This window comes from Klebsiella sp. MS 92-3, from assembly GCF_000195655.1.
GTDB classification, from domain to species: Bacteria; Pseudomonadota; Gammaproteobacteria; order Enterobacterales; family Enterobacteriaceae; genus Klebsiella; species Klebsiella pneumoniae.
Genome location: NZ_GL882839.1, coordinates 27,857 through 37,895 on the forward strand (window position 1 = coordinate 27,857; position 10,039 = coordinate 37,895).

Sequence of the window (10,039 nt, forward strand, 5' to 3'; positions counted from 1 at the left end):
GGGGGGGGGGGGGGGGGGGGGGAGCCGGTATGAATCGACTGATTTTGCGCCAGCAGCTTCACGGCTTCAAACAGCAGCAAGCAACCACAGTCTTCGGTATCAATCAGGGTGGTTTTGCAATACACCGACTGCAACCCATTGGCGGTGGGTAACGTCCAGACTTCGAATATCTCGCTCATGGTGTCGAGATAGCGAAGGTAGTGCTGCAGTTGCGTTTCCGGACAGGTGGAATAAATACCGTTACGCATCTCATTGAGCGACATCTCGCCGCTCAATGTCCGGGAAGCCTGATTGGCATAGACCACCCTTTCGTTAAAAGGATGAACTACCCATATCGGGGTGCTTAAGACCTCAAAAACAGCCAGCTCTTTTAATAACATACAGGCCCCAAACCGACCCACTGCCGGCGCGGAACGGCACTTAACGCTGTGCAGCCCCAACGCTGGTTTAAAGTGAAAGCAAAATAGACACCGAGAAACCGCAATTACGCGCGAGCGCGCCAAGTATAGTCGGTTATGCGCCCAGTAAAGCCCTCTGAGGGTGACTTTGCGCGCAGTTTAACCAACAGAAGCGATGCTGCCTTTAATAATAATTTTATTTCAACAGCATAGCAGCAATGCCAGAACGGGTAGTCGCTTTTGATCACAGAGTGTGCATCGCCAACAGGGGTTACCCGGCAGGCGCAGCGGCATAGGCCAGGGCGGGCAGAGAGTCGCTTTTCTGCCCAGGCTAACCGTGATAGTTTCTATCATTACGCTCATTCATAGCGACAATTACCTTGAAAAAAATCGCCACTAAAATCACCCTTGCCGACATTGCGCGTGAAGCGCGCGTCGGCGTAGCCACCGTCGATCGGGTGCTCAATAAGCGCGCGGCGGTGAAAGAGTCCACGGCGCGGCGCGTGCTGGAGGCCGCCCGCCGGCTGGGTTTTACCCTCGAGCAGCCCCACTATCGCCTGGCTGCCGGCAAAGCGCCGGTCACGATCAGAATGGGCTTTATCCTGCTGCAGGAGAGCCACTCCTTCTACCTGCCGTTGGCCCGGGCGCTGACGCGCGAGGCTGCCCCATGGCTACCGGCGGGCCAGGCGCCGGTGATACTGCATTTTGCCATCGATGCGGTGGAAGCGATGGCTCAGGCCATTCACCGACTCAGCGATGAAGTGGAGGTGCTCGGCCTGGTGGCGCTGGATCACCCGCTGATTCGCCACGCGGTGGCCCGGGCCGCCGCCCGCGGCGTGCGCGTGCTCACCCTGCTTTCCGATCTGTCGGTCCCCCAGCGCAGCGGGTATATCGGCCTCGATAATCATAAAGCCGGGCGCACAGCCGCCTGGTTTATCGAGCGCTTATGCCGGGGGAATGGCGAAATTGGCATTATCATTGGCGATAATCGTTTTACCTGCCAGGAAAGCTGTGAGATCAGCTTTCGCTCCTGCCTGCGAGAACAGGGCAAGGGGCAACAGATCCTTGAGCCGGTTCGCAGTCATGAACGGGCGGATATCGCCAGGACCGTGACGGAACAGATGCTGACTCAGTACCCGGCCCTGCAGGCGATCTACGCCCCCTGCGGCGGCGTCGAAGGGATCGTCGACGCGCTGCGCGACAGCGGCCGTCAGCAGGAGATCGCTCTGGTCTGCCACGGTCCGCTCAGCGACAGTGAACTGGCCCTGATCGATGGCACCATCGACATCATGCTTAACCACCGGCTGGATGAGTTTGCCGCCGTTACGCTGCGCGCCATGGCGGACGCCGCTTCACGCCCCCATAGCGAGGTGATTTCACTCCCTCAGCCTTTCGATATCATCACCAAAGAAAATATGTAAATTTCCGGCTCCGTCTCCAGCGGAGACGGGTATCGGGCGGACCGCGCCACATCTCGATTTGATAAAAAATTATCAAAAAATCCATCAATTAAAATCATGATGATTATCATAAAATCAAAATTCCATCATTGTTGATAATGAAATCTTTATTCAATACTCAGCGGCATCCCTTGTATGAAAAAGGAAGCCGACATGATACATCCTATCGCTAACGCCCCCTGCAGCTGGGGCGTCGATGACCCGAAAAACCCTAACCTCCCTGCCTGGGCTACCGTGCTGAAGGAGGCGGCGCAGGCTGGCTATCGCAGCATTGAGCTCGGCCCCTGGGGTTATCTCCCCACCGATCCGGCCAGCCTGCGCGCGGCGCTGGAGCAGCATCAGCTGTCGCTGGTCGCCGGCACGATCTTTGACGATCTGGTGAGCGAGGCCCATTTCCCCACCCTGGTGGCGCTGACCCATCAAATCTGCCGCAATCTGTCGCAGGTAGCCGCTGCCGAACCGATCCCGGGCCGCCCTTTCCAGCCGCCCTATCTGGTGATTATCGACTTCGGCAACCCCGAACGGGCGCGCTTTGCCGGGCGCGGCGCGCTGGCTCCGCGCCTCAATGACAAAGACTGGCAGCGCATGATGGAGCACATTATCGCCCTTAGCACCCTCGCCTGGCAGGAGTACGGTGTGCGGGCGGTTATCCATCCGCACGCCGGGGGCAGCATTGAATTCGCGGATGAGATCGAGCGGCTGGCCAACGATATCCCGCACGACGTCGCCGGGTTGTGTCTGGACACCGGACATCTCTATTACGCCGGGATGGATCCGCTCGACTGGCTGGATCGCTATTACCACCGCCTGGACTATCTGCACTTCAAGGATGTCGACCCGCAGGTTTATCAGCGCGCTATCCATGAAGGTATCGACTTCTTCACTGCCTGCGCCAAAGGGGTGATGTGCCCGCTCGGCAGCGGCGCCATTGACTATCCGGCTATCAAAGACTTTCTTGCCCGCCGGGGGTATCAGGGCTGGATAACCATTGAACAAGAGCGCGACCCGCGCCATGCCGCAGGCAGCCTGCAGGCGGTCACGGAAAGTCTGCGCTATCTGCGCGACGTCGGATTCTGACAGGAGGCACGACATGATTAACGGTTTAAAACCTCTCGACCGCACCCTGCGCTGGGGCATGGTCGGCGGCGGCGGCAGCAGCCAGATCGGCTATATTCACCGCTCTGCAGCGCTGCGCGATAACACCTTCACGCTGCAGGCCGGCGCCTTTGATATTGATGCCGAGCGCGGACGCCAGTTCGGCCAACGGCTGGGGGTGGATCCCGACCGCTGTTACGGCGACTATCAAAGCCTGTTCCGCAGCGAGGCTGCCCGGCCTGACGGCATTCAGGCGGTGTCAGTTGCCACGCCAAATAACACCCACTATGCCATCTGCCGGGCCGCGCTGGAGGCCGGGCTGCACGTGGTGTGCGAAAAGCCGCTGTGCTTCAGCAGCGAGGAAGCTGACGAGCTGGTGGCGCTCAGCCAGCGGCGGCGCAAGATCATCGGGGTGACCTACGGCTATGCCGGCCACCAGCTGATCCTGCAGGCCCGACAGATGATCGCCGACGGGCTGCTGGGTGATATCCGTATCGTTAATATGCAGTTTGCCCACGGTTTTCACGCCCAGCCGGTGGAACAGGAAAACGCCAGTACCCGCTGGCGGGTCGATCCCCGCTTCGTCGGCCCCAGCTATGTGCTGGGCGACCTGGCCACCCATCCGCTGTTTCTGGTCGAAACCATGGCCCCGCAGCTGAAGATCACCCGGCTGATGTGCGCCAGACAAAGCTTCGTCAAAAGCCGCGCGCCGCTGGAAGATAACGCCCATGTACTGATGGAGTATGACAACGGGGCCATCGGCTCAATGTGGAGCTCCGCCGTCAACTGCGGTTCGATGCACGGGCAAAAGGTGCGAATCATCGGTGAAAAAGCCAGTCTCGAATGGTGGGATGAACAGCCCAACCAGCTACGCTACGAAATCCAGGGCGAACCCGTGCGCATCCTCGAGCGCGGTATGGACTATCTCGATCCGCTGGCGCGTCAGGATGATCGCATCGGCGGCGGCCATCCCGAGGGACTGTTTGAGGCATGGTCGAATCTCTATCGCCGCTTCGCCATCGCCATGGATGCCGCCGACCGTCGCGACGAGGCGCTGCTGGCCGACTTCTGGTACCCGGACGCCCGCGCCGGGGCGTTCGGCGTCCGCTGGGTGGAAAACTGCGTGCGTTCTGCCGACAACGGCGCCTGCTGGGTCGACTTCCGCTAACTCGCCGGCTCAGGGCGTTCGTCCTGAGCCTTTACGGCTATTTTTCTGTCCGCGCCAGCTGGGTTTTATCCGCCTCATGGGCGCGGTCCGCCAGCCCCTGGAACGCTCCGGCGCCATAGTATTGCGCGGGAACCGGCAATGCCTGCATATCGTGCCCTGGATAGATCTGCAGTTCGCCGAGGTCGCGTAAGCGGAATCCCCCGACCTGCTCCGGCATGGTCAGGCGATACGGCGGCATGGTTTCGAATGGGACCGGCGTCGGCAGCCGGTTTTCCTGTAGATCGTAGTTACGCTTCAGTACCAGAAACTTATCCGGCACCCGCCGGTGACTGTTCCACCAGTCGCCGTCGATCTGCTGAAACATCGCTTCCGTCTCTCCGCGCGTCGCCACCAGCAGCCGGGTCAGCACTTGTTTCAGCGCCGCATCCATAGCCTGGTTATAATCCTCCAGCGAACCGCCGTGGCCGCTGAGGATGACATTGATCGCCAGCCTCGCGCCCAGTAAATTGGAGTAGAGATCCTCGGGCGAAAAAGCGGAAATCTCTTCGGAAAACCCGGGGACCGACTGGAAGCCATACCACTGGGCGATCTCATGCCACTGGGCGATTTCGAAGGCCAGATGCCCGGCGAGCCAGGCCGCCAGCTGATAGCGCTGCCTGACGCCCGCCGGCGGCGTAAAGGCATTCAGCTGCACGCGGCGCACGCCCAGTTCTTCACTGTAGAAGATCCGCCCCGCCTGGCCCAGCGTCGGCGCAATACGATTGAACAGATAAAAGGTGTTGTCCGCCGTATCGCGCACATGGGCGATATCAATAAACCCGCCGCGGCGGGGATAGATAAGCCCGTTCTGCTCCTCGCTGAGCCCCAGCAGATTTTTCACCGCACCGAACGCGCTGTCGTTGTAATGGTGCTTACCCAGCGTACCCAGAGTCAACACATTACCGATCTGGTACATCGGGATCGGAATGCCCGCCGCGCGCACGTGCAGGTCGTAACCAAAAGCGCAGCACGGTCGCAGCGACTCCGGCGGCGGCAGCTCACCGAGGGTGGGCGCCGTATGGATCGCCGTCACGGCGGGTAATACCGGATCCTGCGCCAGCACCGGCAGCGCCAGCGCCAGCGCCAGCGCGAATAATAGCCAGAAGGCTTTACGCATCAACAGCCTCTCCACAGCAATAAAAGTGCGCGCATCTTACCGGCAGATAGCGCCTGCGGTTTTAGTTAAAAACGGTATTCAGCGCCGACAACGAAACTATTGCGCGCGTAAAAGCCGCTCTTCCGTTCGTCGCGGCCCGGTGGTTAGTAGTTGTTGCGCGGAAAAGCGCTGGCTATCCCCCATTACCACCATCCTGCGGCAAGGTGGCGCGGTGATTGTATTCAAAAGGTGAATGTCGTATAACATAGCGCTACCGAGGGGTGTCCCGTGAGGGCTGAGATGGCGCAAGCCGAACCCTTTGAACCTGATCTGGGTCATGCCAGCGAAGGGACGGGTCGGCAATTTTGCCAGCATTACCGCCATTGCCTGTTCACACCCCTGCACGCCCGGATCTCCCCTGAATAAATGGAGGTCCTGTGATAATTCCCGCGTTTAGCCATGGTCTTTACGGCCGTTTACGCCAGCTGGCCGCCGCTGACTGGCAGCGCTATGTGGCGCATCCTTTCGTCCAGCAACTTGCCTCTGGGACGCTGGCGGAAAACGCCTTTCGTCGCTATCTGATCCAGGATTATCTGTTTCTGATTCACTTTGCCCGCAGCTACGCGCTGCTGGTGAGTAAACTGCGCACGCTGCCGGAGATGCGGGCCGCGGCCGCCTCGATGAATGCCATCCTCAACGAACTGCCGCTGCACGTCGGCTACTGTGCCCAGTGGGGGATTAGCGAACCGGAGATGGCCGCCCAACCTGAAGCCCCCGAAACCCTCAACTATACCCGCTATGTGCTGGATATTGGCCACTCGGGTGACGCGCTGGATCTGCTGGTCGCCCTGATGCCCTGCGTCGCGGGCTACGCCGAAATCGGTCTCGGCCTGCTGCAACATCCCGCCACCCGACTGGACGATAACCCCTACGCCTCATGGATCCGCAACTATGGCGATGAAGGCTATCTGCAGGGCGTCAGCGCCGCGCTGGCGCTGTTGGAAACGGTGTGGCAGCAGCGCGGGAGCGAGGCGCGAATCACTGAGCTGAGCGAGATTTTCACCACCGCCACCCGCCTTGAGGCGCAGTTCTGGCAGATGGGCCTCAACGCCGCGGCGGAGACCCGGGCGTGACGGCGCCGGGTATCGAGGTCCGTGGCCTGAGCCTGCAGGTCGGCGACCGTCGGCTGTTCGACAACCTGTCGTTTACGGTCCCCGGCGGGCAGTGGGTGTCGCTGCTCGGCGCCAGCGGCGCCGGCAAAACCAGCCTGCTGCGGGTGATGGCCGGTCTGGCGCCCGCCACCCGCGGAGAAGTGGTCGCCAGCGATGGGCAACCGATTCAGGGCCGTCTGGCGTGGATGGGGCAGAAAGATCTGCTCTACCCCTGGCTGAGCGTTAGGGACAACGTCGCCCTCGGCGCGCGGCTGCGCGGTGAAAAAGTCGATCGTGCCCGGGTCGCCGCCCTGCTTGAACAGGTTGAGCTTTCATCCTGCGCCGACGCCCGCCCGGCGACTCTCTCCGGCGGCATGCGTCAGCGCGCCGCGCTGGCGCGCACGCTGTATGAGGATCGCCCCATCGTGCTGATGGATGAGCCTTTCTCGGCGCTGGATACCCTCACCCGTACGCGGATTCAGACCCTGGCGGCCACCCTGCTGGCCGGTCGCACGGTGGTGCTTATCACCCACGATCCGCAGGAGGCCTGCCGGTTGAGCCACCGCCTGCTGGTCCTCTCGGCGGCCGACGGCGACATTGATGATAGCCATCACCTCGCCGGCACACCTCCGCGCGCGCCGGACGCGCCCGATCTCCTGATCGGCCAGGCCGCCCTGCTGCAGCAGCTGATGAGGGCCCAACCATGACTGGACGTCTCTGGCGCGGCGGCATGGTATTCGGCGGGCTGATGCTCCTCTGGGGTCTGGCCAGCCGCAGCGGCATTCCCCATTTTCTTTTACCGTCCCCGCTGGCGGTCGCCGAGGCGCTATGGGTTAATCGCGCCTATCTCGGCTGGCATACGCTTATCACGCTCAGTGAGATCCTGAGCGGCCTGGCGCTGGGCGTGACGCTCGGCGTCACCCTGGCGCTGGGCATGATCCTCTCCCCCCGTCTGCAGCGCTGGCTGATGCCGCTGGTGCTCACCAGTCAGGCGATCCCGGTCTTTGCCCTCGCCCCGCTGCTGGTGCTGTGGCTGGGCTTTGGCATGAGCGCCAAAGTGGCGATGGCGGTGCTGGTGATTTTCTTTCCGGTGACTTCCGCCTTCTTTGATGGTTTGCGGCGGGTCAACCAGGAGTATCTCGATCTGGCGCGCAGCATGAATGCCTCCTTCGGCGCTCAACTGCGACATGTCCGCCTGATGGCCGCCCTGCCGGCGCTGGGCTCTGGCCTGCGCATGGCGGCGGCGGTGGCGCCCATTGGCGCGATCATCGGCGAATGGGTCGGCTCCGCCGAGGGGCTGGGCTACGTCATGCTCAACGCCAATGCGCGACTGCAAACCGATATCTGCTTCGCCGCGCTGTTTATTTTAGTACTACTGACCCTCCTGCTGTGGCTGGCGGTAGATACCCTGCTACACCGGCTGATCGACTGGTCGCCGGAATAAGAATGACGTAATAAAGGAAAACAGATGAAAAAGTCGCTATTCGCCGGGGCAACCTTGACGGCCCTGTTCAGCGGCCACGCGCTGGCCAATGAACCGCTGACGCTGGTGCTGGACTGGTACATTAATCCCGACCATGCGCCGATTATGGTGGCCGAGCAGATCGGCGCCTTTAAGGCCCAGGGGCTGGACGTCAGGATTATCCCCCCTTCCGATCCCGCGCTGCCTCCGCGCATGGTGGCCGCCCGTCAAGCGGATCTGGCCATCACCTACCAGCCGCAGGTGCACTTTTTTGCTGACGAAGGGTTACCGCTGGTGCGTGTAGGGACACTGATTAATTCGCCGCTGAATACGGTTATCGCCCTGGATAAGCAGATCAAAACCCCGGCAGATCTGCAAGGCAAGAAGGTGGGCTACTCGGTCAGCGGCATTGAGCAGGCCACCCTGGCGACCATGGCGCAACATGCGGGGATCGATCCGGCCAGCATCAAACTGGTGAACGTCAATTTCCAGCTGACCAGCGCCCTGCTGGCCGGCCAGGTGGACGCGGTTATCGGCGGCTATCGTAATATAGAAGCGCAGGAGCTGAAGCTGCAGGGCAAAACGCCGGTGGTGATGAACGTCGAAGATTACGGCGTGCCGGCCTATGACGAGCTGGTGATTGTCGCCCATCGCGACGCAATTCATGAGGCGAAGATCCGTAAATTCCTCACCGCCCTGCAGGCGGGAGTGGGCTATCTGCGCGCCCATCCGCAGAAGAGCTGGGAGGCGTTCGCCGCCGCCCACCCGGAGCTTAGGACCGAACTCAACCACCAGGCGTGGTTGCAAACCGTGCCCCTGTTCGCCACCGATCCGGCAGCGCTGGATAAAGCGCGCTACGAGACTTACGAACAGTTTTTATATAACAATAAGTTGGTGAAAAAAGTTACACCTTTAACAAATTATGCGGTGGAACTGCATTGAGTCTTGCTATCGCTGACGGAAGGCATTCCGTCAGCGCTTTAACGTAGCGGCAATAAAAATATAGAGACTTTCTCACTAATAATTACACTTTAAAGGGTTATAGTGACAGAGCGTTGTTCTATTATAATTCAGCAAGTTACGTTAATTTTGCCCCTGGTAAGAATAACGTCAAAATAGCGCAATCAATAAAACGTTGAATGCGGATTTAAAAAGCCATATATTGTGCGCGCTTTATGAATGCCAATTCAATTTCTTACACCAATTATTCAACCAGCGTTCAACCGCAATGCTGGTTGTGGGAGTGATATGATGACGGATAAAGTCCGTATTGATACTTTACGTGCCGATTTATTAGACGCAAACAACGAAACCTTTTTGGCCCGTCAGGCCGAATTCGAATCGAATGTCAGGAGTTACCCGCGTAAGCTGCCGCTGGCTATCACTAAAGCCGAAGGCGTGTGGCTGACGGATGCGGATAACAAACAGTACCTGGACTGCCTCGCGGGCGCCGGTACTCTCGCTCTGGGCCACAACCACCCTGATGTATTGCAGAGCATCCAAAGTGTCATTACCAGCGGCTTGCCGTTACATACTCTCGATCTTACCACCCCGTTAAAAGATCGCTTCTCCGAATACCTGCTCTCTTGCCTGCCGGGCGAAGGGAAAGAATATTGCCTGCAGTTCACCGGCCCGTCCGGCGCTGACGCCGTGGAAGCCGCGCTGAAGCTGGCGAAAAAATACACCGGTCGTACCGCGGTGATCAGCTTCTCCGGCGGCTATCACGGGATGACCCACGGCGCGCTGTCCGTCACCGGCAACCTGTCGCCGAAAGCGGCGGTTAACGGCATGATGCCGGAAGTCCAGTTCATGCCTTACCCGCACCTGTATCGTTGCCCGCTGGGCATCGGCGGCGAAGCCGGCGTGAAAGCCCTGACCTACTACTTCGAAAACCTGATCAACGACGTGGAGAGCGGCGTCCGTAAACCGGCGGCGGTGATCCTTGAAGCCGTTCAGGGCGAAGGCGGTGTGAACCCGGCGCCGGTCGAGTGGCTGCAGCGCATCCGCAAAGTGACCGAAGAGCACGGCATTCTGCTGATCGTCGATGAAGTGCAGGCCGGCTTTGCCCGTACCGGTAAATTCTTCGCCTTCGAGCACGCCGGTATTCAGCCGGACATCATCGTGATGTCGAAAGCGGTTGGCGGCGGGGGGGCGGCGGGGGGGGGGGGGG

The 10,039-nt window shown here is 60.3% G+C and carries 8 protein-coding genes, 3 pseudogenes and 1 riboswitch; of the genes and pseudogenes, 8 read left to right on the plus strand and 3 right to left on the minus strand.

Features of this window, described 5'->3' with window-relative positions; genetic code table 11:
• Window positions 1-380, minus strand: a pseudogene (locus tag HMPREF9538_RS0128200) (sensor domain-containing diguanylate cyclase); the annotation flags it as partial.
• Window positions 381-778: 398 nt separating this feature from the next.
• On the opposite strand from HMPREF9538_RS0128200, the gene HMPREF9538_RS07235 reads away from it, so the two are divergent.
• The 3 genes from HMPREF9538_RS07235 to HMPREF9538_RS07225 all read left to right on the plus strand — a co-directional run bounded on the left by HMPREF9538_RS07235 (window position 779) and on the right by HMPREF9538_RS07225 (window position 4,121).
• Window positions 779-1,819, plus strand: coding sequence for a LacI family DNA-binding transcriptional regulator (locus tag HMPREF9538_RS07235; protein WP_009485818.1), 1,041 nt, complete (start codon window positions 779-781; stop codon window positions 1,817-1,819).
• 192 nt (window positions 1,820-2,011) lie between these two features.
• Window positions 2,012-2,935, plus strand: a complete 924-nt coding sequence (locus HMPREF9538_RS07230) for a TIM barrel protein (RefSeq protein ID WP_020316442.1) — start codon at window positions 2,012-2,014, stop codon at window positions 2,933-2,935.
• Window positions 2,936-2,948: 13 nt separating this feature from the next.
• A complete protein-coding gene (locus HMPREF9538_RS07225; protein ID WP_009485820.1) occupies window positions 2,949-4,121 on the plus strand; it encodes a Gfo/Idh/MocA family protein in 1,173 nt (390 codons plus the stop codon).
• Window positions 4,122-4,158: 37 nt separating this feature from the next.
• On the opposite strand, the gene HMPREF9538_RS07220 is transcribed toward HMPREF9538_RS07225, so the two are convergent.
• Both HMPREF9538_RS07220 and HMPREF9538_RS33395 read right to left on the minus strand, forming a co-directional pair.
• Window positions 4,159-5,277 carry a DUF4056 domain-containing protein gene (locus HMPREF9538_RS07220; protein WP_009485821.1) on the minus strand — a complete coding sequence of 373 codons (1,119 nt, stop codon included), beginning with the start codon at window positions 5,275-5,277 and terminating at the stop codon, window positions 4,159-4,161.
• A gap of 65 nt (window positions 5,278-5,342) precedes the next feature.
• Window positions 5,343-5,523: pseudogene (locus tag HMPREF9538_RS33395) on the minus strand (hypothetical protein).
• Window positions 5,524-5,625: riboswitch (TPP riboswitch) on the plus strand.
• Window positions 5,626-5,693: 68 nt separating this feature from the next.
• On the opposite strand from HMPREF9538_RS33395, the gene tenA reads away from it, so the two are divergent.
• The 5 genes and pseudogenes from tenA to HMPREF9538_RS07195 form a co-directional block, all read left to right on the plus strand.
• Window positions 5,694-6,389 carry a thiaminase II gene (tenA, locus tag HMPREF9538_RS07215; protein ID WP_009485824.1) on the plus strand — a complete coding sequence of 232 codons (696 nt, stop codon included), beginning with the start codon at window positions 5,694-5,696 and terminating at the stop codon, window positions 6,387-6,389.
• A complete protein-coding gene (locus HMPREF9538_RS07210; RefSeq protein WP_009485825.1) occupies window positions 6,386-7,114 on the plus strand; it encodes an ABC transporter ATP-binding protein in 729 nt (242 codons plus the stop codon). The genes tenA and HMPREF9538_RS07210 overlap by 4 nt, the downstream gene beginning before the upstream one ends.
• On the plus strand, window positions 7,111-7,851 hold the full coding sequence (locus tag HMPREF9538_RS07205) for an ABC transporter permease (protein ID WP_004180004.1): 741 nt from the start codon (window positions 7,111-7,113) through the stop codon (window positions 7,849-7,851). Before HMPREF9538_RS07210 ends, HMPREF9538_RS07205 begins: the two co-directional genes overlap by 4 nt.
• A 24-nt stretch (window positions 7,852-7,875) precedes the next feature.
• The gene (locus HMPREF9538_RS07200; protein WP_009485826.1) at window positions 7,876-8,811 is read left to right on the plus strand and encodes an ABC transporter substrate-binding protein; all 936 of its coding nucleotides are present in this window, start codon (window positions 7,876-7,878) and stop codon (window positions 8,809-8,811) included.
• A gap of 306 nt (window positions 8,812-9,117) precedes the next feature.
• Window positions 9,118-10,039 (plus strand): annotated as a pseudogene (locus tag HMPREF9538_RS07195) (diaminobutyrate--2-oxoglutarate transaminase family protein); the annotation flags it as partial.

Coding starts and splice junctions, on each gene's coding strand:
- HMPREF9538_RS07230 (WP_020316442.1), top strand. CDS start 2,012: ATGATACATCCTATCGCTAACGCCCCCTGCAGCTGGGGCGTCGATGAC.
- HMPREF9538_RS07225 (WP_009485820.1), top strand. CDS start 2,949: ATGATTAACGGTTTAAAACCTCTCGACCGCACCCTGCGCTGGGGCATG.
- HMPREF9538_RS07220 (WP_009485821.1), bottom strand. CDS start 5,277: ATGCGTAAAGCCTTCTGGCTATTATTCGCGCTGGCGCTGGCGCTGGCG.
- HMPREF9538_RS07205 (WP_004180004.1), top strand. CDS start 7,111: ATGACTGGACGTCTCTGGCGCGGCGGCATGGTATTCGGCGGGCTGATG.
- HMPREF9538_RS07200 (WP_009485826.1), top strand. CDS start 7,876: ATGAAAAAGTCGCTATTCGCCGGGGCAACCTTGACGGCCCTGTTCAGC.